Genomic DNA, 21,392 nt, shown 5'->3' with positions numbered 1-21,392 from the left:
CGCCTCATGCCGTCGATGCCTCGGCGTCACGCAGGGCCGCACCGGGGTCGTCGCACCGGCACCTCTGAGGCGACCAGGTCGAGCGCTCGAGAGCCGCATCGCCGACGGGGTTCACACCGGGACCGGCCGCGAGAGCGTGACCGGCCAGAGCGTGCAGGCACTTGACGCGCGAGGGCATGCCGCCGGCGGAGATCCCGTCGATCTCGCCGACCTCTCCGAACTGAGCCCTGTCGGCGAGGTAGGCCTCGTGCGCCGCGAGGTACGCCGCTGCGACGCCCTCGTCCTCGGCGAGCAGCGCGGCGAGCTCGGGCATGACCTGCGTGGCTTCGAGGGTCGACATCGCAGCGGTCGCCGCCGGATGCGTCAGATAGTAGAACGTGGGGAACGGCGTTCCGTCGGGCAGCCTGGGCGTCGTGGCGACGACCGTGGGGTTGCCGCACATGCAGCGGGCGGCGATGCCGACCACGCCGCGGGCGGTCCTGCCCAACTGGGCCGACACCACGGCGAGCTCGGCGGTCGTGGGGGCGGGGAATGGCGGCGTGGTCACCTATCCAGCGTACGGGAGCCGACCGGGAGGATGCTCGGAGCACGCTCCCGGCTCGGCGTCGCCGACGGTCAGCGGCTGACTGCCGCCGTGTCGCTCAGCCCCGCGGACGTGAGGGTGCGCAGCAGCTGCGGCATCCAGTCGGAGGGCGTCTCTTCGAGGGTGTCGCTGACCGGCCCCTGCTGCTGCGGAAGCGCCGCGGGATCGAGGTCGTTGTCGATCAGGAACACGACCTCGCCCGGCTTGACGTAGTACAGACGCTCACGCGCTTGGGTGGTGATGTAGGCCGGGTCGTTCCAGCGTTCACGCTCCTGCTCGAGTGCGGCGATCTGGTCTTCGGAGACCTGGATCGACTGCTCGAGCGCCGAGATCTTCTGTCTCTGGTCGATGAAGGTGCCGAGCGTCGGCACCAGCACCCACGCCCCGAGCACGACCAGCGAGAGCATGATGACCGAGAACGCCGACAGACGGATGCCGGATGCCCACTCGCGCACGTCGACGCGGCGATCCTGCGTGCCGCGGGCAGAAGAGCCTCGCGGGGGCCGCGCCGCAGCACGTCGTGCCGGCTTCGCGGACGGGGCGGCGCGCGACGACCCGGAAGACGCCGAAGGAGGAGCCGGTCGTCGTGCCACGGCTCCTCCTCCGTACGTGCCGCCGCTCAGGCGGCGTCTGTCTGTCTAGCTGTGATCAGCCCTGGTAGCGCGGGAACGCCGAACGGCCGGCGAAGACCGCCGCGTCGCCCAGCTCTTCCTCGATGCGCAGAAGCTGATTGTACTTCGCGACGCGCTCGCTGCGAGCAGGCGCACCCGCCTTGATCTGACCAGCGTTGGTGGCGACGACGAGATCGGCGATCGTGGTGTCCTCGGTCTCACCGGAGCGGTGCGACAGCATGGCGGTGTAGCCCGAGCGCTGCGCCAGGCTGACCGCGTCGAACGTCTCGGTGAGAGTTCCGATCTGGTTCACCTTGACGAGCAGCGAGTTGGCGACACCACGCTTGATGCCGTCGGCGAGACGGGTCGGGTTCGTGACGAACAGGTCGTCGCCGACGAGCTGCACCTTCGAGCCGAGTGCATCGGTGAGGAGCTTCCAGTTGTCCCAGTCGTCCTCGGCCAGCGCGTCCTCGATCGTGACGATCGGGAAGTCCTTGACCAGTCCCTCGTAGTACTCGATCAGCTCGGGGCCGCTCCAGTCCTTGTTGTCGAGGCGGTACACGCCGTCCTTGAAGAACTCCGTGGCTGCGACATCGAGACCGAGCGCGATGTCGGTGCCCGGCGTGAAGCCGGCCTTCTCGATCGCCTTGACGAGGAAGTCGAGACCCTCGCGGTTGCTGGGCAGGTCGGGGGCGAAGCCGCCCTCGTCGCCGAGGCCCGTCGCGTAGCCGGCGGCCTTGAGCTCGCCGCGCAGCACGTGGTAGGTCTCGACACCCCAGCGGAGCGCCTCGGAGTAGGTCTCCGCGCCGATGGGGGCGAGGAAGAACTCCTGCATGTCGATGCCGTTGTCGGCGTGCTCACCGCCGTTGATGACATTGAAGAGCGGAACGGGCAGCAGGTGCGCGTTCGGGCCACCCAGGTAGCGGAACAGCGGCAGGTCGGCGGAGTCGGCCGCGGCCTTCGCAACCGCCAGGCTGACGCCGAGGATCGCATTGGCGCCGGTGCGCTGCTTGTTCTCGGTGCCGTCGGTCTCGATCAGGATCGCGTCGACGATGCGCTGCTCGCTCGCCTCGACACCCTCGAGCGCCGGGCCGAGCTCGTCGATGACGGCGTCGACCGCCTTGAGGACGCCCTTTCCGCCGTAGCGGCTCTTGTCGCCGTCGCGGAGCTCGTACGCCTCGAATGCGCCGGTGGATGCACCGGACGGGACGGCCGCCCGCTGGACCACACCGTCGTCGAGGAGCACCTCCACCTCAACGGTCGGGTTACCGCGCGAGTCGAGAATCTCGCGTGCGCCTACAGCCTCGATCAGTGCCACTGATGTGCTCCTTGCTCAGAGAAAAGGTTGTGTGGAGCGTCGTCGATCCGCGCCCAGTCTAGCCCGCCCGCGGTCTACCTCCCGGGTTCGTGCCGGCGGCTCACACCACGACGGCGAGGGCGAAGCCGTCCCAGCCCTTGGCACCGACCGTCTGCAGAGCGGTCGCGTCGAAGCGCGCGTCTTCGCTCAGCATCCGCAGTGCGTCCCTCGTGCCGACAACCTTGGAGTCCGTAGAATCCTCACGGACGATCTCTCCCTCGCGTCCGATGTTGTCGAGCACGATCACGGTTCCCGGATGCCCCAGCTTCGCCGCCCAGTCGAGATAGACGGTGTTCGACTCCTTGTCGGCATCGATGAAGACCAGGTCGAAGCCGCCCACGAGAGAAGGGAGAACATCGGCGCCCCGGCCTATCCGGATGTCGACGCGGTCGCCGACACCGGCGGCATCGATGCTCGCGCGGGCGACGGCGGCGTTGTCGGCTTCGGCCTCGACCGTGATGACACGCCCATCCGGTCCTACGGCCCGGGCGAGCCAGATCGTGGAGTACCCGCCCAGCGTGCCGATCTCGAGCACCCGGCGAGCGCCGCTGATGCGCGCGAGGAGGTTGAGGAGCTTCCCTCCGACGGCGGCCACCTCGATCTCGGGAAGACCGGCATCTCGTTGGGCCGACAGCGCCGCCTCGAGGTGCGGGTCGTGACCGATCAGCAGGTCTGCGAGGTAGGCGTCGGCGTTCGACCAGGCGACGGGAGTGGAATCCATGCCCTCAGCCAATCGTGACCCTCGAAGAGCGTCAAGGGGCTTGGCGACGCTACCCGGCGCGCGGCGCGGACAGCAACCGGCCGGGCGCGCCCGCGAGCTCGGGCTGTTCGCGGAACTGTCCGGTGAGAGCGAGAACGGCGATCACCACCGCGATCGCGATCCACGCGGCGACGCCCAGGGGACCTGCGAGCGCGAGGTCGGGCTGCGTTGCCGAGAAGAGAAGGACGACTCCGCCTGCCGCGTTCAGCGATCCGTGGGCGAGGACGGCGGGCCAGATCGAGGCCGAGCGCAGGCGCAGCCAGCCGAGCAGGATCCCCCACGCGACGCAGCCACCGATCATGAAGAGCACGCCGGTGATGTCCGTGCGCCCGAAGTTGTATCCCAGCAGGATGACCGGGCTGTGCCAGAACCCCCAGATGACTCCGCTGATGAGCAGCGTCGGCCAGGTGCCCAGGGGCCGCAGCGCCGGCACGAGCCATCCGCGCCACCCCAGCTCCTCGCCGAAAGCCAACACGCTGTTGAGGAGCGCGCCCACCGGGATGATCGCGAGCTGCGAGATCACCAGGATCTCGACCGGCGGCAGCGGGGTGCCTTCCGGAAGCATCCTCGCGAGTTCAGCCGAGAAGCCTGCGAAGGTCAGGTCGAGCCGGATGAAGCCGAGGGCCGCGGCGACCAGGATGCTGAGGCCGACGAGAAGGGGCGGCACGAGCCATCCGAGGACCATGAGCCAGATGACCCGCTTCGCCGGCCGAAGGGGCCACAGACCGAGGAAGCGCACCCGCTCGCCGCGCGCCGGGACGCGCATCGTGAACGTGACGACGAGCGCGGCGAGCGCGGGCGTCAGCATCATCACGGGCAGGAGGACTCCGGTGGTCGGCTCTGCGAGACCGTCGCCCAGCCACAACGGCAGGGCGACGAGCCAGGCCGCCCCGCAGGCGATGACGGTGAAGACGACGATGGCGGCGATGCGTAGGCGAGTCACGATGGTTCTCCTTGTATCGATCGTGCGGGGGGCGCGGTCATCGGTGGCCGGCGGCAGCGAGGACGGATGCCGCGGTGGCCGCGTCGTCGACGGTGACGACGAACACCCGACCGTCCGTGCGGGTGACTTCGAGGGCGTCTCCGGCACGGAGCACGAAACCCCGACGACCGTCCGTGCCGAAGCGATAGCCCCAGCCTCCGAACTCGGCGAACGGGTCGATGCGGACCGCGCGCGTGCTGGCGATCTGCGCTGCGGGGATCTCCAGTCGCGGCCAACCCGCCGCAGAGCGCACCCGGAGGCCCGCGGTACTCGCGCGGACGCGGAAGGTCAGACTGGTCGAGACCAGGATGACGAGAAGCAGCGTGACCGCGGCCGTGATCCAGCCGCCGGCGATTCCCCGAGCGAGGAGCAGCGCACTCATCGTCGTCGTGACGAGCACACCGATACCGAGCACGACCTGACCGGTCTTAGCGATCGTGACGGTCCTCATCCACACCGCGCGCTCGTGGTCGGCGAGCGGCAACGGCTGCGCAGCGGTGCCGGACGCCTCCGCGGGGCGCTCCACGGCCGGCTGCAGGAACCAGCCGGCCACCGCGAGGCCGACGGCGACCAGGAGGAAGAGCGGGCTCCACGGCGCGATATCGGCCGCATCCGCAGCGTCCGACAGCCCGCGCTGCACACCGACGATGGCGACGGTGAGCGCGGACATCATGCCCACGGTGCCGAGACTCACGGCCCCGAGCAGACGAGCCGTCGTCGACCACCGGGGCTGCGGGGTCGATGCGTCCGCACCCCGCTGAGGAGATCCATGAGAGAAGAGGGCGATCGAGGCGAACAGCACGACGATCCCTCCGCCGAGCCCTGCGAGCATGACCGGCGGCATCCACTTCGGTGCATACCCGTCGACTCCCCCGCCACCCCAGTGCGTCGCAACAGGGTCGGGGAGCTCGGGCAGCCATGCGAGCACGACTGCGTTCGCGAGCACGATGAGGGCCAGCGGGACGATCACCCCCACCCACCAGAAGGCTGTGCGAGCTCGGCTGACTTCGGTTCTCATGCGTCGGTCTCCTTGATGAGGGCGGCCAGGGTCGTGGGCGAGAGTCCGAGCGACGAGGCGCGCGCGACGAGCGCGGCGATGTCCTGAGAGAGTTCCGCCAGCGGCGCGGCCGACTCGGACACCACCGCTCCCCTGCCGCGTCGCAGGTCGATCAGCCCCTCGTCGCGCAGCTGCTGATAGGCGCGGAGCACCGTGTGCAGGTTGATCTCGAGCGCCTCTGCCAGCTCCCGCGCGGCGGGAAGACGATCGCCGGGCACCAGGCGACCGGTCAGGACGTCGGAGCGGACGGAGGCCGCCACCTGATCGAAGAGCGGCCGCGCACTGTCGGCATCGATTCGAATCAGCATCGCGGTCCTCAATTTCTATTAGTTCTATTTAAACTATAACAACTGTTCGAACCCTCCAGTCAACTTCGTCGCGGCGATCACATCGTCGACACTGACCTCATGCGCATCACTCCCCGCCGTCTCGCCACGGGCATGAGCCTGTGGATCCCCAACCTCTTCAGCGGCATCCGCATCCGCCGGTTCAGCGAGGACTGGACCCACGCGACCGTCGAACTGCACGTGAACGTCTTCACCCGCAACTACGTCAAGACGGCGTTCGGCGGCTCGATGTCAGCGATGACGGATCCCTACTTCTTCATGCTCGTCATGCACCAGCTGGGGCGCGACTATGTCGTGTGGGACACCCGAGGCGAGATCGAGTTCCTCAAGCCGGGCCGGGGAGTGCTGACGGCGGAGTTCGAGGTCAGCGCGGAGCGAGCTGCGGAGATCCGCGAGCGCGCGCACGGCGGGGCGAAGGTGCTGGAGTGGTTCGAGACGGTGATCACCGATCGCGACGGCGACGTCGTCGCGAAAGTGCGTCGTGAGGTCTACATCCGAGAGAAGAAACGCGTCACCGCCAGTCGCGGCTGACCGTCACGACGTCACCGGGAGTTCACCCTCGCGTGCCACGATGAGGGGATGCCCCTCGCCCGCCGCCTGAGACTCGGTGACGCCGTCGCCATCGGACTCGGCTCGATGATCGGCGCGGGCGTGTTCTCGGTGTGGGCCCCGGCGATCGGTGTCGCCGGCAGCGGCATCCTGATCGCTCTGGCCATCGCCGCACTCGTCGCCTACTGCAACGCCACCGCGTCGGCGCAGCTCGCCGCAGCACACCCCGTCGCCGGCGGCACATACGCGTACGCCAGAGCCGAGATCGGCCCGTGGTGGGGCTTCGTCGCCGGCTGGAGCTTCGTCATCGGCAAGATCGCGAGCTGCGCCGCGATGGCCATGACCTTCGCCGCCTACGCTGCGCCCGAGGGCTGGCAGGTGCCGGTGGCCGTGGCAGCGGTCGTCGCGCTCGCAGCCGTGAACTGTTTCGGAGTGACCCGCACGGCTGTCGTCACCCGGATTCTCGTGGTGGCCTCGCTGCTCGGGCTCGCCCTCGTCGTCGCGACCGGACTCGGCGGATCGGCCTCGGCATCCCCCGCCCCTCTTCCTGACGCCAGCGCCTACGGCGTGCTGCAGGGCGCCGGACTGCTCTTCTTCGCATTCGCAGGGTACGCGCGCATCGCGACGATGGGCGAAGAGGTCGTCGACCCTTCCCGGACGATCCCCCGGGCGATCGCCCTCGCGCTGGGCGGTGCGGTCGTCGTCTACACGCTCGTCGCGATCACGGTCATCCTCGTGCTCGGCGGCGACGCGGCGACGACCACGACGCCTCTGGCCGATGTCGCCGCGGCCACCGGGTGGCAGGCTCTCACCCCGATCATCCGCATCGCTGCGGCGACGGCCTCACTGGGCGCTCTGCTCGCGCTGCTCACGGGCATCGGTCGCACGTCGCTGGCCATGGCCCGGGAGCAGGATCTGCCCCGGGTCCTCGCGAAGGTCGACGAGCGCTGGCAGGTGCCTCGTCGCGCAGAGATCGCGGTCGCACTCATCGTCGTCGGCATCGTGCTCGTCGCCGACCTTCGCGATGCGATCGGGTTCTCGTCCTTCGGGGTGCTGCTCTACTACCTCATCGCCAATGCGGCAGCCTTCCGCCAGTCTCCGGCGGCTCGCCGCTATCCGCGCGCACTCCAGGTCATCGGAGCGCTCGGATGCCTCCTTCTCGTGAACACGCTGCCCGTCGTGGCGTCGGCGATCGGAACCGTGGTCGTGCTTCTCGGAGTGCTCTATCGGATGGCAAGCCTCCGACTGTCGCGATGATCAGGTCTGCGCGCTCTCGCCCGGAGCTCGCGTCGCGTCGCCGAGGGGGCCGCGTCGTTCAGCGCGGCACCGACTGACGACGCGAGCTGAGCGCCGCCTCCGCCGCGAGGCACGCGGAAGGAAGCAGCACCTCGGCCGTGCGCCGGTAGCCCAACGGACTCGGATGGAAGCGGTCCAGGCTGAACATCGCATCCGGATCGTCGAAGAACATCGGCCCTACCGCTCGGCGGAGATCGACAGGGCTCGCCCCCGCCGATCGAGCGGTCTCGGCCTGCGCTTCGGCCAGCCTGCGCGACACGCTCGAGATCAGCCTGCGCAGCGGCTGAGGCACAGGGCGCAGCGCGCCGAGGTCAGGACACGTGCCGACGATGACCTCAGTGCCCCGACGACGCAGCTGAAGGATCGAGTCGCGCAGATGCTGCGTGGAGACGGCGATCGGAAGACGGTGGGTGACGTCGTTGCCGCCGACCACGATCACCGCCACGTGGGGTGCGTAGCCGTCGGGCAGACCCTCGAGCTGCGCGGCGAGATCGGGCGACTCCGCACCGACGACCGCGGCAGTGCGCAGACGCACCGGCCGTCGCAGGCGACGCGCCATGCCCTTCGCGAGTCGCCCGCCGAGCGTCTCCTTGCGGCGCTCGGCGCCGAGACCCGCGGCCACCGAGTCACCCAGCACGAGCAGCTGCACGGGATCGCCGTCGAGCGCCCGACGCCAGACGCGGTCGGCATCGATCGACTGCTCGCCGAGCGGCTTGCCGATGCGCCGACGTGCGATGGCCGCCTGACGCTTCAGCAGAAACCGGAAGCCGACGACCGAGACGGCACCGACTGCGGCGACCGCGACGAGATGCTGTCGACTCATGCCCCGATTCGATCCGACCGTCGTGAACGCCGAGTGAACGGCATCCGCGCCGTCCGTCTGCAGGACCCGGGCACGTCTGCAGGACGATATGACCGATCAGTCCCCGCGCACGTGATGCAATCCTGCAGACAGCGCCGGGACACACGGCGGAACTCAGGAGAGCGGCTTGAGCTCCAGCTCGGTGGCGCCCGTCGACACGGTCGCGAACTGGGTGTACCCGTCGGCGGCCGAGCGCTCGAGCAGAGCCTTGACGTTCTTGGTGCGCCGCTCCAGTCGCACCCTGGCACCGGATGCCACGAGACCCGCCTTGTGGGCGACGAGTTCGGCGACCGGCACGTCGGCGTCATGGATGAGCACGACGGCGCGTTCGCCGGCATCCGCCCCCGCCGTCACGAGATCGACGAGCCGCTCGAAGCCGAGGGAGAAGCCCACGGCCGGGACCTGCTGACCGAGGAACCGCCCGATCATGCCGTCGTAGCGTCCGCCGCCACCGAGCGAGTACGACACCGACGGGTGCGCGAGCTCGAAGATCGTGCCGGTGTAATAGCCCATGCCGCGCACGAGGAACGGGTCGAAGACCAGCGGGATGTCGGTCACGCCGCGACCGGCCGCCACGGCCTCGCCGATGCCTACGAGGTGCCCGACGATCTCGTCCGGGGCGTTGTCGGGGAGCGCCTTGCGGATCTGCCGTTCACCGAAGGAGTTGTACTCCATGGTCTGCGGACGAAGGAGGAAGGCCTCGAACGCGTCGACGGCCTCCGCTGCCGAGCCGCGCTCGCGCAGTTCTGCGGCGACGCCGTCAGGCCCGATCTTGTCGAGCTTGTCGATCGTGATCAGAACGCCGGGGCGCTCCTCCCCGGTGAAACCGAAGCTGTCGAGCATCCAGTCGAGCACGCGCCGATCATTGATGCGGACTGTGGCTCCTTCGAGGCCCAACGCATCGACCGCGTCGAGCGAGGCGACCATGAGCTCTGCCTCCGCTCGCGAGGAGTCGTCGCCGATGATGTCGATGTCGCACTGCACGAACTGGCGGTAGCGCCCCTTCTGGGGGCGCTCGGCGCGCCAGACCGGCCCGATCTGGATCGCGCGGAACACGCCCGGAAGCTGCCCACGGTTGCTCGCGTAGAAGCGCGCGAGGGGAACCGTGAGGTCGTAGCGCAGGCCCAGGTCGGCCAACGCGCTCTGATCACCGGCGGCATCGCGGATCGCCTCCGCGTCGAGGCCGCGACGCAGCACGTTGTACGCGAGCTTCTCGTTGTCTCCGCCGATCCCGGCGTGCAGTCGCGAGTACTCCTCGAGCGCGGGGGTCTCGATCTCGTCGAAGCCGTGCGAGCGGTAGCGATCGCGGATGGCGGCGAGGACGCGCTCGCGACGGGCCTTGTCGGCGGGGAGGATGTCGCGCATGCCGCGCGGCGGGTTCACAGTAGCCACGCGTCCATCTTTCCAGGTCGGCGGGGCGGGCCGTGGCCTCACGACCCCGATTCGGCCTCGCGGACTTCCTCCTCGAGCGCTCTGAGTCGTTCTCGCAGCGCTCGTTCGGCGTCCCAGCCCTCGGCGCGGGCGACCGCGACGAGGCCGAGCAGCGCGTCGCCCAGCTCTGCCTCCGAAGCCGGCCTCGCAGTCGCTGCGTCCGTCCCGGCGCCGTCGACTCCGGCCCCCGCAGCCCGACCGACGATCTTCTGCGCCAGAGCGAGCGCCGGCATCGCGCGCGGGATCCCGTCGAGCACACTTCGCCTCGTGCGCTTCTCCGCCGCCTTCGCGGCGTTCCAGTGCACGAGGACCTCTTCGGGCGTCGTCGCGACCTCATCGGCGAAGACATGCGGATGCCGCCGCACCATCTTCTCGGTCAGGGTGGCCGCGACGTCGTCGATGTCGAACGGGTCGTCCGCATCCTGCGCGGCGATCGCGGCGTGGAACAGCACCTGCCAGAGCAGGTCACCCAGTTCCTCACGCAGGTCGGCGCGTGTGCCGCCCTCGACGGCGTCGATCACCTCGTGCGACTCCTCGATCAGGTACGGCACGAGGTCGCGGTGGGTGATCTGCTGCGACCAGACGCAGCGCTCACGCACCTCGCGCATAGTCTCGGCCGCCGCACGCAGCGGGTCGAGGTCCGGTCGATCAGTCGGTGAAGCCCCTGCAGACACGATTCCTCCTAGCCGGCCGTCACGATGTCACGACACCCGCGCGTCGGTACGAACGCGCGCGCAGCGACACGATCACACCCGACAGCATGAGTGCCAGGAGCGAGCCCACGAGCACACCCAGGATCGCCTGATCGCGGATGCCCGCGTCTGTCGCGAAGGCGAGGTTCGCCAGCAGCAGCGAGACCGTGAAGCCGATGCCGCCCAGCGCACCGGCCGCGAGGATGTCGCCGAACGGCAGCGCGGGCTCCGCGCCGCGGGGACGGATGCGCATGGCGATCCAACCGAACAGCGAGATGCCGATGATCTTGCCCACCGGGAGGGCGACCACGATGCCCCAGAACGCGGGCGAGAGCTCGGTGGGCGCGAGGTCGGGGATCACCACGAACGCGGCGACGAACGCGAACACCGGCAGGATCCCGCCGTTGACCGTGGGTTCGAGCACGTGCCGGGTGCGCGCGGCGGGAACAGGCGACATCACGAGACCCAGCAGCACGCCCGCGATCGTGGCATGGATGCCGGAGGAGGCGACGAGCCCCCAGGCCACGACTCCGACCACGATCATCGCGACGGCGATCGCCGCATGCCCCTTCTCGTGCAGCAGCCTGCTCAGGAACCAGAAGACCGCGACCGCGACTACCGCGAGCCCCAGCAGCAGCCACTGCACGTCGCGGGCGAACAGCACCGCGATGAAGATGATGCCGATGATGTCGTCGAGGATCGCCAGAGCCAGCAGGAACACTCGGACGTTCGACGGCAGGCCTCGTCCGAACACCGCGAGCACTCCGAGCGCGAAGGCGATGTCCGTCGCCGTCGGAATGGGCCAGCCGGTGACGGTGGCCGAGTCTCCGGCGATGAGGAGGTAGATCGCGATCGGCACCAGCACTCCCCCTGTGGCGGCGATCGCCGGCTGCATCGCCTTTCTCGGCGAGTCGAGCTCACCGTGTGTCAGCTCGTGGCGCAGTTCGATCGCCACGACGAGGAAGAACACGGCGAGCAGACCGTCGGAGACCCAGTGCTCGATCGAGAGGTCGAGAGCCGTGCCGGGAACCGCGAGATGGTGGTCGAGCACGGCGGCGAGCGCATCATGCGTCGGAAGATTCGCCAGCAGCAGACCGAGTCCGGCCGCGACGAGGAGGAGCAGGGCGGGAAACTGCTGCCCGCGAAGGGGGTTCGCTGAGATGCGCATCGCGTCCATGCTAATTCGCCCGGCGGCTCAGACGTCTCACATCGTCATGCGTTCAGACCACCGCCCCGACCCGGGATACTCTCGAACGGTGACCCCCGAACACGCTTTCCCCGAGCCCACTGACACCTCGGCCATCCGCATCATCGGCCGTTTCGAAGCGGGGCGCGGCATTCCGGATGCCATGCGCACCGATGTGCGAATGCTCGGCGCCCTTCTCGGCCAGGTTCTGCGCGAAGCGGGCGGAGACGACCTCTTCGAGGACGTCGAGCGCCTGCGGCTGGCGACGATCCAGGCCTACGACGAGGAGACGTCCGACGCCTTCGACCGTGCGGCGGCGATCGCCGAGTCGTTCACCGTCGCGCGCGCCGACGAGGTCGCCCGGGCGTTCACCTGCTACTTCCACCTCGTCAATCTCGCCGAGGAGCACCAGCGCGTGCGGGTGCTGCGCGAGCGCGCCGGCCAGCCGGGACGCGAGGATGCCGCAGACACCGTCGCCACCGCGTATGCACGTCTGAAGACCGAGGTCGGCGATGACGAGGCTCGCCGCCGCCTCGAGGGGCTGCGCTTCCACCCCGTGTTCACCGCCCACCCGACCGAGGCGCGCCGTCGAGCCGTGTCGTCGAGCATCCGTCGCCTCTCCGAGCTGCTCACCCAGCACGACGCCGCGAGCGAGGGCGGAGCCGAGGAGCACCGCGCCCGACGTCGGATGCTGGAGGAGATCGACACGCTCTGGCGCACCGCTCCCCTGCGCGCCGAGAAGCCGTCTCCGACCGACGAGGTGCGCACGGTCATGGGCGTGTTCGACGAGACGCTCTTCACCACGGTGCCCCACGTGTACCGCCGCATCGACGACGCACTGCGCGGCGACGACTCCGGCGCGAGCGCACCTGTCGTGCCCGCCTTCGTGCGCATCGGCTCCTGGGTCGGCGGCGACCGCGACGGCAACCCCTTCGTGACGGCATCCGTGACACGCGAGGCGTCGCAGATCGCCTCCGACCATGTGCTCCGCGGTCTCGAGCGCGCGCTCGAGCGCATCGGCCGCACGCTCACGCTCAGCGCCGAGGACACTCCCCCGAGTGACGCCGTCTTGGCGCTGTGGGAGTCGTTCACGGCCTCCGAACCGCGGGTCGCCCACGAACTGGCCGCCCGCTCCCCCGGCGAACCCCACCGACGGGTGCTGCTCGCCCTGGCCCATCGCGTCGCCGCCACCAGGCACGGCGACGAGCAGGGCTATGCCCGCCCGGAGGAGCTGCTCGAAGACCTCCGCACGGTGCAGTCGTCGCTGTCGGATGCCGGCGCCAAGCGCCACGCCTTCGGTGGTGTGCAGCACCTGATCTGGCAGGTGGAGACGTACGGCTTCCACCTCACCGAGCTCGAGGTGCGACAGCACTCGCAGGTGCATGCCAAGGCCCTCGCAGAGCTCGAGAGCGGCGAGCCGATCAGCGCGCAGACCGAAGAGGTGCTCGAGGTCTTCCGCGTGATCGCGGAGATCCAGCGCGATCGGGGCCTCCGCGCCGCCGGTCGATACGTCGTCTCCTTCACGCAGGCGGCCTCCGACCTCGCGAACGTGCACCGTCTTGCCAGGCACGCGCTCGGCGACGACGCGCCCGTGCTCGACGTGGTCCCCCTGTTCGAGACGTTCGCCGATCTGCAGGCCGCGCCCGGCATCCTCGCCGAGGCCGTGACCTTCCCGGAGTTCCAGGCGCGACTCGCAGCGACCGGCAACCGGCTCGAGGTCATGCTCGGATACTCGGACTCGTCGAAGGACGTCGGCCCGGTCGCCGCCAACCTCGCACTGTACGAGGCGCAGGAGAAGATCGCGCAGTGGGCGCAGGAGTCGGACATCGAGCTGACGCTGTTCCACGGCCGCGGTGGCGCTCTCGGGCGCGGCGGCGGACCGGCCAACTCGGCGATCCTCGCTCAGCCGCCGCACTCTGTCGACGGTCGCTTCAAGCTCACCGAGCAGGGTGAGGTCATCTTCGCCCGCTATGGCGAGCCGGCCATCGCGATGCGCCACATCGACCAGGTCGCCGCGGCGACCCTGCTCGCGTCGTCGCCGTCGGTCGAGAAGCACACGAGCGACGCGGCGACGCGTTTCGCCGACATCGCTGCCGTCATGGACACCTCGTCGCGCGAGCGGTTCTTCTCGCTCGTCAAGGCCGAGGGCTTCGCGCCCTGGTTCGCGACGGTGACTCCTCTCGAGGAGATCGGCCTGCTCGCCCTGGGCTCGCGCCCGGCACGACGCGGCCTGTCGGTCGAGTCGCTCGAAGATCTGCGTGCCATCCCGTGGGTGTTCGCCTGGACCCAGGCGCGCATCAACCTCGCGGGCTGGTTCGGTCTGGGCACGGCTCTCGCCGCCGTCGGCGACGAGGAACGACTCGTCGAGGCCTACCGCGACTGGCCGCTGCTGCGCACCATGATCGACAACGTGGCGATGAGCCTCGCGAAGACCGATGAGCGCATCGCCCGCCAGTACCTCGCACTCGGCGACCGCGACGATCTCGCGCAGCTCGTGCTGGATGAGCTCGCGCTCACCCGCGAATGGGTCATCCGCCTCACCGGCGGCGTCGGGCTGCTCGAGAACAAGCCGATCCTGCAGCGCGCGGTGCAGCTGCGCACACCGTACGTCGATGCGCTGTCGCTGCTGCAGCTGCGTGCTCTGCGCGCGCTGCGAGACCCCTCCGAGGCGTCTGGTTCCGGTGCCGACGACGAGCAGAAGCGCCTGCTGCTGCTCTCCGTCAGCGGCGTCGCCGCCGGCCTGCAGAACACCGGGTGATCGACCCCCACCGCGCCTGAGCGGGTGCATTCCGGTGTGAAGGACCTCGCATCGACGTGCCCGCTAGAGTGAAAACTCCGCCCGATCCGGCGCACCCTCACGCGACACGATCGCACGCAGCACCATCCCCCGATCAGAAAGCTCTTTCGCGTGACCTCTTCGCCATCCGCCGACTTCCACCCGCTCGCCGAGTCCGTGCAGCCCGTGTTCGACACGGTGCTCACCCGCAGCCCGCACGAACCCGAGTTCCAGCAGGCCGTGCACGAGGTGCTGAACTCGATCGCCCCGGTGCTCGAGCGCAACCCCCAGTTCGTCGACGGAGGCATCCTCGACCGTCTGGTCGAGCCCGAGCGTCAGATCCTGTTCCGGGTGCCGTGGGTCGACGATGCCGGTCGCCTGCAGGTCAACCGCGGCTACCGCGTCCAGTTCTCCTCCGTCCTCGGCCCGTACAAGGGCGGCCTGCGCTTCCACCCCTCGGTCAACCTGTCGATCATCAAGTTCCTCGGATTCGAGCAGATCTTCAAGAACGCGCTCACCGGGCAGGGCATCGGCGGCGGCAAGGGCGGCTCCGACTTCGACCCGCACGGACGGTCGGATGCCGAGATCATGCGCTTCTGCCAGTCGTTCATGAGCGAGCTCTACCGTCACCTGGGTGAGCACACCGACGTTCCCGCAGGAGACATCGGCGTCGGCGGTCGCGAGATCGGCTACCTCTTCGGCCAGTACCGCAAGATCACCAACCGCCACGAGTCGGGCATGTTCACGGGCAAGGGCACCGGCTGGGGCGGCGCCGAGGTGCGCACCGAGGCCACCGGATACGGGGCCGTGTTCTTCGCACAGGAGATGCTCGGCGTGCACAACGACTCGCTCGACGGCAAGCGCGTCGGGGTCTCGGGATCGGGCAACGTCGCGATCTACGCGATCCAGAAGGCCTCGCAGCTCGGCGCGACCGCTGTGACCGCATCCGACTCCTCGGGCTACGTCGTCGATGATGCAGGCATCGACGTCGACCTGCTGCGTCAGATCAAGGAGGTCGAGCGCGCCCGCATCGTCGAGTACGCGAACCGGCGCCCCGGCGCGCGCTTCGTCGAGGGCGGCAGCGTCTGGGAGGTGCCCGTCGACATCGCCGTGCCCTCCGCCACGCAGAACGAGCTCGACCTCGATGCCGCCGAGGCCCTGATCGCGAACGGCGTGCGCGCCGTATCCGAGGGGGCGAACATGCCCTGCCTGCCTGCGGCCGTCGAGGCTTTCCAGGGCGCCGGCGTGCTCTTCGCTCCCGGCAAGGCGGCGAACGCCGGTGGCGTGGCGACTTCCGCACTCGAGATGAGCCAGAACGCCTCGCGTCAGCGGTGGACCTTCGACGCGAGCGAGAACAAGCTGCGCGAGATCATGGCCGACATCCACAGCGCCGCGTTCGACGCCGCAGAGCGATACGACGTCGCGGGTGACTACGTCGCGGGCGCGAACATCGCCGGTTTCGAGCGCGTCGCCGGCGCGATGCTCGCGCAGGGCGTGATCTGACACCCCTCGCACCCGTGCACGGATGAAGAGCCGCCTCCCTCGTGGGTGGCGGCTCTTCTGCGTCCCGCGTCAGGCCTTGTCGACCGGGACGTCGACGACCTTGTTGAATCCGGTCACCGCCTGGTTCTCGTCGAACGCGACGACCTTCTTGCGGAAGCCCTTGGTGATGACGGCGAGATAGATCAGGCCGAGGGCCGTCCAGGTCAGACCGCCCACGAGGGCGTCCTGGTGCAGGTTGACCCACAGCAGCCCGGTGAGCAGCATGCCTATTCCCGGCATCACGATGTACGAGAAGATGTCGCGCGGCGTGTGGCGCCGCCCCTTGCGGATCGCGAACCACGCGATCACCGAGATGTTGACGAAGGTGAAGGCGATCAGCGCTCCGTAGTTGATCCACGCCGCGATCAGCTCGAGGGTGAACGGGATCGCCAGCAGCGAGATGGCGCCCACCAGCACGATGTTGAACGTCGGCGTGTGCGTGCGCGGGTTGATGTATCCGAACGCCTTCTGCGGCAGCACGTTGTTGCGACCCATCACCAGAAGCATGCGCGACACCGACGCGTGCGAGGCGAGACCCGATGCCAGGGTGGCGCAGAACCCTGCGGCCGTCAGCACGGCCATGAGCACGTCGCCGCCGACGAGGTTTCCGATGATCGGCAGCGTCGAGTCCTCGACGTACTGCATGTCGCCGCCCGGGGCGAACTCGTTCCAGTCGGGGAAGCGCAGCTGCGTGACGTACCCGGCGACGAGGAAGATCGCCCCGCCGAGCAGCACCGTGAGCAGGATCGCCTTCGGCATGATCTTCGGATCCTTCGCCTCCTCCGCATACATGGTGACGGCGTCGAATCCGATGAACGAGAAGCAGACGATCGTGGCGCCCATGAGCACAGCGCCCATGGTCGCGCCGTCGTGGATGAAGGGGGCGGCCGAGGCGATCGTTCCCGCGCCCTCGCCGCGCATCAGCTGCGCGACGACCATCACGACGAAGACGACCATCACGACGATCGAGAACACCAGCAGGATCATGTTCATGTTCGAGGTGCCGCGCATGGTCATGTAGATGATGCTCGTGACGAGGATGCAGTACAGCACGACCCAGATCCAACCGGGGATGTCGGGGAACAGTGCCTCCAGGTAGCTGCGGATGATCAGGCAGTTGACCATCGGAAGCAGCACGTAGTCGATGAGAGATGTCCAGCCCACCATGAATCCGAGGTTGGGGTGGATCGATTCGCGCACGTATGTGTAGGCGGAGCCGGCGCTCGGGATGGCACTCGAGATCTTGCCGTAGCTGATGGCGGTGAAGACCATCACGACGAGGGCGACGAGGTAGGCGGCGGGGACGACATTGTCGGTGTCGCGGGCCACCATGCCGAACGTGTCGAACACGACGGTCGGCGTCATGTAGCCGAGTCCGAGACCGACGATCGCCCAGAGGCCCAGATTTCGTCGGAGGGTTCCTCCGCCCTGCGCGAGCGGCTTCGTCTTGAGGGGCGTGGCCATGAGTACTCCTTCGGGAACATCGCAGGGGCCGGACTTCGGGCGGTCCGACACTGACGCTCAGTATGTACCCGAGATATTCCTCAGCGGAAGAGAAGATCTGGTTCGAAATACGCATTTAACATGCCGAATCTCCGCGCGATTCGAAGATGTGGTCGATCACCAGCCTTCGGCGAGCACTCGATCCAGCATCGCGACGACATGGTCGGCGCTCTCGACGGTCAGGCAGAGCGGAGGTTTGATCTTCAGCACGTTCGAACGCTCCGAGGTCGTGAGCACGATCACGCCGAGCTCCCGCATCCGCTCGCAGATCGACGCGGCCTCGGCATCAGCGGGCTCCATCGTGTCGTGATCGCGCACGAGCTCGACGCCGAGATAGAGCCCCTCCCCGTGGACGGGACCGATCAGCGGATGCCGATGCGCGAGCGCACGGAGAGCGCCTGCCAGATGCCGACCGACCTCGAGGGCGTTGCGCTGCAGGTCGTCCTCGACCATCGCGTCGAGGACGGCGAGACCGACTGCGCTGCTGAGAGTGCTGCCACCGGCCGACGAGAAGAACTGTCCCTGGGTGCTCAGCGCGTCGGCGATCCGCCGCGACGTGATCACGCCTCCGATGGGGAAGCCGTTGCCCATCGGTTTGGCGATCGTGACGATGTCGGGAATCACTCCGGACTGCTCGAATCCCCAGAAGCTCGATCCCATGCGACCGAAGCCCACCTGCACCTCGTCGGCGATGCAGAGACCACCGCGCGCGCGCACGAGCTCGTAGGCTCCCGCCAGGTAGCCGTCCGGAAGGAGCACTCCGCCTGCGTTTCCCAGCACGGACTCGCACAGGAACGCGGCGGGCGCTCTGCCGTCCGCGGCGAGAACGTCGAGGTCTGCGGTGAGATCGGCGAGGTAGCGGCCGGCCGTGCTCTGGCCGCGATAGGTGCCGCGGAACGGGTTGGGCACGTCGGCGACGTGCACCCAGTCGGGCCGTGTGGCGAGCGCATGAGGGTTGTCGTAGGCGCTGGTCGTGACCGCATCGCTCGCCATCGTCCACCCGTGATAAGCCTCTCGGAGAGCCACCACCGAGCGTCTCCCGGTGGCCGCCTGGGCCAGACGGATGCCGAGATCGACCGCCTCCGAGCCGCTGTTCACGAGCAGCACGGTGTCGAGACCGCTCCCCTCGGGCATCAGCGCGATCAGCCTCTCGCTGTACTCGGCGAGGCCCCGGAACAGGAATCGCGAGTTCGTGGCGAGCGTCTTCAGCTGCTGATTCGCGGCTGCCGCCACCCGGGGGTGGCCGTGTCCGAGTCCCGCGACGTTGTTCACCATGTCTATGTGGCTGCGACCGGTCGTGTCGATGAGATGATGCCGCCAGCCGCGTTCGATCTGCGGCGGGTGTTCGTAATAGCGCTCCTGCGCGGTCGCGAAGATGCGCTCCCTGCGCTCGAGCTCCTGCGTGGCCTCGTCGCGCTGTGCGTGGGAGGCGAGCCCGAGCAACACTGCCGGGTCTGCGGTGAAGCGACACCACGCCGCGACACGATCCGGGGCCACGAGATGCGCCGCAGCGGGCGCATCGGGCCGTGGGGCCGGAAGCGGCGGAGCATCAGCTCGTCGGAGGCCGATGACGATGGTCCTGTTCTCGAAGGATGCGGCGAGCCTGCCGATGCTCTCGCCCCGCTCGACTCGTCCGCTGCGGTTCGGCTCGAGGTCGGCGCCTCGGAGCTCGAGCACCCACCCGTCATCGAGCGCTATGCGCACCCCTCCCTCGGTGATCTTGAGCTCGCCCTCTTCCGGCGCGATAATCCGCGACGACGGTCCAGGGGCGACGTGCACTTCAGTCTCGACCGGCCACGTGGATGCAGCGCTCGCGGTGTCGACCGTCGTGCGAGTGAGCCGGAACACGCCGTAGGGCACGACGGCGGCACGAGCGCCCTTCGCGTGGGCCTCGGCGACGAGGAGCGACTCGGCGTCGGGATGCGCCCACCGCCCGTCGTCGAGCGCCTCGGCCTCGACACCCGGGTCGACCACGACGACGCGACCGTCGAGCTCGGGGAGAAGGGTCGAGAGCTCGGGGGGCGCCTCGGCCGAGGCATCGATCGGCGACGCCTCCGGCCCTGGAGCGTCGGGCTCCGGCACCGTCGCGGGCGAGGTAGTCCCCGACGCCTCGAACTCCGGCGCCTCGAACTCCGACGCCTCGAACCCCAGCCGGGCGAGCACCAGCTCCGTCGCCTCGGCGAGCGGAACGGCAGTCGCGGCGTCGAAGATGGCCTGCTCGCCCGCGATCCGCTCGCGGGCGTAGTCGTTGTCGCCGTCGATCTCGAGCTGTCTCCATCCGCTTGCGACGAGCAGAGCGGCTCGCAGCACGACCAGCGGCCACACCGCGAGCGCCTCATCACGGGTGAGCGGTGCGTCGGCATGGAACGCGGCCACGGTCTCGAGCACCCGAAGCGGGCGCTCGGGCTCGTGGTGCAGCATCGACGAGACGCACACCGCCAGTTCGGCGACCCGCCAGCCGAGCCCCAGATCGCCCAGATCGAGCACGATGTGCGGGTGCAGGCGGGAGTCATCCCCCCGCGTCCCTGTGACGTTGTCGTCTGTCAGGTCGCCGTGGATAGGCTGCACAGGCAGCGCGGCTGCGACGATCGACAGCGCCTTCTGCGCCTCGTCCGCGGCTGTGCGCATTCGGGAGCGCAACTCGGCCTCCGTCACCGCCGGGGCGAGCACGCTGAGCTGCTCGTGCGCGACGCGCATGTCCCACATCTGCTCGCGCTCGAGCCCCGGGTGCGCGAGACCGGCGAGCGCGTTCACGGACGCCGCGGCCAGGGCGCCGAACTCGGCGAGCACGACGGGTGCGAGATAGCCCGCGTCGACCATCGGCTCACCCTCGGCGAACTCGCTGCGTCGCACCGCGAATCCCCGCCAGCGCTGCGTGAGCTGACCGTCGCGTCCGGGGAGCACGGCGGGAACCCGCACTCCGGCCGCCCGATACGCGTCGAGCGCCTCATGCTGTGCGGCTCTCGCGTCATCGCCGAACACGGGGTTGTCGACGCGCAGCACGCTGCGCGATCCGTCCGGTTCGACCAGTACGAAGTTGCGGTCCTGATTGCTTCCGAGCTCCGTCGCGACAGCCTCGACTCCGTAGCATTCACGAGCGATCAGCGCGGCGTCCTCCGTGCTGATGTCCGGTCGGATGAGCCCTGCCCCGTCACTCACCCTCGACCTGCCGCGCGGCCGTCGGCGTCGAGCCGCACATCGTCGGCGTGCCGGGCCAACGAGCTGCCGTAGCGCTCGGTGAGCTGCACCATGAGGTCGGGCGTGTCGCGATCCACACCGAAGACGTGCCCCGGGAAGTCGAGCTCGGGCTGGGCCGCGGAGATCTCCGCCTCCCTGTCCGGAGACAGGAGCTGCACGGGATCGCCGACCGCGACCCAGCCGATCGGAACGACCGTGCCGGCCGGCAGCACCGCTCGTCGGTGCACGATGGCGTTCACACGGACCTCGCATCGATCGCCCACCAGGGCCCCGTTGAAGATCCGCGCGCCGGACGCGAAGAAGACCTCTTCGCCGACGGTCGCCCCCGCGATGCTCGCGAGGGTTCCGACGAGCGTGTGCGAGCCGATATGCACGGCATTCGCAGCTGTGGCCCTGATCAGCGCGTTCTCCATCACGATGACGTGCTCGCCGATCGTGATGGGTCCTCCCTCGGCGGTGATGACGGCGCCGTGAAGCACCTGGCAGTCTGGTCCGATAGTGACGTCTCCGGAGATCACGGCGGTGGGAGCGACGACGGCGGTGTCATGGATCCGGGGCCGAGCCCCGAGGTGCTCGTACAACATGACGCCAGCGTAGCGCCGCCGCGCCGGAGTCGAGAAGGCTGACCGAGCCTCCTGCTACGCTGGCGCCCATGCAATG

At 69.1% G+C, this 21,392-nt stretch carries 18 protein-coding genes; 4 read left to right on the top strand and 14 right to left on the bottom strand.

Annotated features, from left to right (window positions below; genetic code table 11):
* Positions 1–4 precede the first annotated feature (4 nt).
* The 7 genes from QMA07_RS09910 to QMA07_RS09880 all read right to left on the bottom strand — a co-directional run bounded on the left by QMA07_RS09910 (position 5) and on the right by QMA07_RS09880 (position 5,658).
* A complete protein-coding gene (locus QMA07_RS09910) occupies positions 5–547 on the bottom strand; it encodes a DUF501 domain-containing protein (RefSeq protein ID WP_290161408.1) in 543 nt (180 codons plus the stop codon).
* A 68-nt stretch (positions 548–615) separates the two neighbouring features.
* On the bottom strand, positions 616–1,176 hold the full coding sequence (locus tag QMA07_RS09905; protein WP_290161407.1) for a septum formation initiator family protein: 561 nt from the start codon (positions 1,174–1,176) through the stop codon (positions 616–618).
* 55 nt (positions 1,177–1,231) lie between these two features.
* Entirely contained in the window at positions 1,232–2,512 is a 1,281-nt protein-coding gene (gene eno / locus QMA07_RS09900; protein WP_290161406.1) for a phosphopyruvate hydratase, read from the bottom strand.
* 100 nt (positions 2,513–2,612) lie between these two features.
* Positions 2,613–3,272, bottom strand: a complete 660-nt coding sequence (locus QMA07_RS09895; RefSeq protein WP_290161405.1) for an O-methyltransferase — start codon at positions 3,270–3,272, stop codon at positions 2,613–2,615.
* Positions 3,273–3,321: 49 nt separating this feature from the next.
* The gene (locus tag QMA07_RS09890) at positions 3,322–4,254 is read right to left on the bottom strand and encodes a type II CAAX endopeptidase family protein (protein ID WP_290161404.1); all 933 of its coding nucleotides are present in this window, start codon (positions 4,252–4,254) and stop codon (positions 3,322–3,324) included.
* Between the two features lie 37 nt (positions 4,255–4,291).
* Positions 4,292–5,311, bottom strand: coding sequence for a DUF1648 domain-containing protein (locus QMA07_RS09885; protein WP_290161403.1), 1,020 nt, complete (start codon positions 5,309–5,311; stop codon positions 4,292–4,294).
* Positions 5,308–5,658 carry a GntR family transcriptional regulator gene (locus QMA07_RS09880; protein WP_290161402.1) on the bottom strand — a complete coding sequence of 117 codons (351 nt, stop codon included), beginning with the start codon at positions 5,656–5,658 and terminating at the stop codon, positions 5,308–5,310. Before QMA07_RS09880 ends, QMA07_RS09885 begins: the two co-directional genes overlap by 4 nt.
* A gap of 99 nt (positions 5,659–5,757) precedes the next feature.
* Between QMA07_RS09880 and QMA07_RS09875 the strand changes: the two genes are divergently transcribed.
* Positions 5,758–6,228, top strand: coding sequence for a DUF4442 domain-containing protein (locus QMA07_RS09875; RefSeq protein ID WP_290161401.1), 471 nt, complete (start codon positions 5,758–5,760; stop codon positions 6,226–6,228).
* 48 nt (positions 6,229–6,276) lie between these two features.
* Positions 6,277–7,503 (top strand): APC family permease, encoded by a 1,227-nt coding sequence (locus tag QMA07_RS09870; RefSeq protein ID WP_290161400.1) that lies wholly within the window; start codon positions 6,277–6,279, stop codon positions 7,501–7,503.
* A gap of 58 nt (positions 7,504–7,561) precedes the next feature.
* On the opposite strand, the gene QMA07_RS09865 is transcribed toward QMA07_RS09870, so the two are convergent.
* The 4 genes from QMA07_RS09865 to nhaA form a co-directional block, all read right to left on the bottom strand.
* Positions 7,562–8,365 carry an SGNH/GDSL hydrolase family protein gene (locus QMA07_RS09865; RefSeq protein ID WP_290161399.1) on the bottom strand — a complete coding sequence of 268 codons (804 nt, stop codon included), beginning with the start codon at positions 8,363–8,365 and terminating at the stop codon, positions 7,562–7,564.
* 153 nt (positions 8,366–8,518) lie between these two features.
* Positions 8,519–9,769, bottom strand: coding sequence for an ATP phosphoribosyltransferase regulatory subunit (locus QMA07_RS09860; RefSeq protein WP_290161605.1), 1,251 nt, complete (start codon positions 9,767–9,769; stop codon positions 8,519–8,521).
* Between the two features lie 65 nt (positions 9,770–9,834).
* Positions 9,835–10,443, bottom strand: coding sequence for a MazG nucleotide pyrophosphohydrolase domain-containing protein (locus QMA07_RS09855; protein WP_290161603.1), 609 nt, complete (start codon positions 10,441–10,443; stop codon positions 9,835–9,837).
* Between the two features lie 85 nt (positions 10,444–10,528).
* A complete protein-coding gene (gene nhaA / locus QMA07_RS09850; protein WP_290161398.1) occupies positions 10,529–11,695 on the bottom strand; it encodes a Na+/H+ antiporter NhaA in 1,167 nt (388 codons plus the stop codon).
* Between the two features lie 88 nt (positions 11,696–11,783).
* Between nhaA and QMA07_RS09845 the strand changes: the two genes are divergently transcribed.
* Both QMA07_RS09845 and gdhA read left to right on the top strand, forming a co-directional pair.
* Positions 11,784–14,471, top strand: coding sequence for a phosphoenolpyruvate carboxylase (locus tag QMA07_RS09845; RefSeq protein ID WP_290161397.1), 2,688 nt, complete (start codon positions 11,784–11,786; stop codon positions 14,469–14,471).
* A 150-nt stretch (positions 14,472–14,621) separates the two neighbouring features.
* Positions 14,622–15,992: an NADP-specific glutamate dehydrogenase gene (gene gdhA / locus QMA07_RS09840; protein ID WP_290161396.1), complete on the top strand. Its 1,371-nt coding sequence runs from the start codon at positions 14,622–14,624 to the stop codon at positions 15,990–15,992.
* A gap of 69 nt (positions 15,993–16,061) precedes the next feature.
* Here the strand turns inward: gdhA and QMA07_RS09835 are convergent, their stop codons facing one another.
* From QMA07_RS09835 to QMA07_RS09825, 3 genes are all read right to left on the bottom strand, one after another.
* Complete coding sequence (locus tag QMA07_RS09835; RefSeq protein WP_290161395.1) at positions 16,062–17,495, bottom strand: APC family permease; 1,434 nt, start codon at positions 17,493–17,495, stop codon at positions 16,062–16,064.
* A 156-nt stretch (positions 17,496–17,651) separates the two neighbouring features.
* On the bottom strand, positions 17,652–20,693 hold the full coding sequence (locus QMA07_RS09830; protein WP_290161394.1) for an aminotransferase: 3,042 nt from the start codon (positions 20,691–20,693) through the stop codon (positions 17,652–17,654).
* Complete coding sequence (locus tag QMA07_RS09825) at positions 20,690–21,316, bottom strand: gamma carbonic anhydrase family protein (protein WP_140036551.1); 627 nt, start codon at positions 21,314–21,316, stop codon at positions 20,690–20,692. The genes QMA07_RS09830 and QMA07_RS09825 overlap by 4 nt, the downstream gene beginning before the upstream one ends.
* Positions 21,317–21,392: the final 76 nt, after the last annotated feature.

This window comes from Microbacterium sp. APC 3901 (assembly GCF_030407765.1).
Lineage (GTDB): Bacteria > Actinomycetota > Actinomycetes > Actinomycetales > Microbacteriaceae > Microbacterium.
This window is presented reverse-complemented; position numbering and strand designations above follow the sequence as displayed.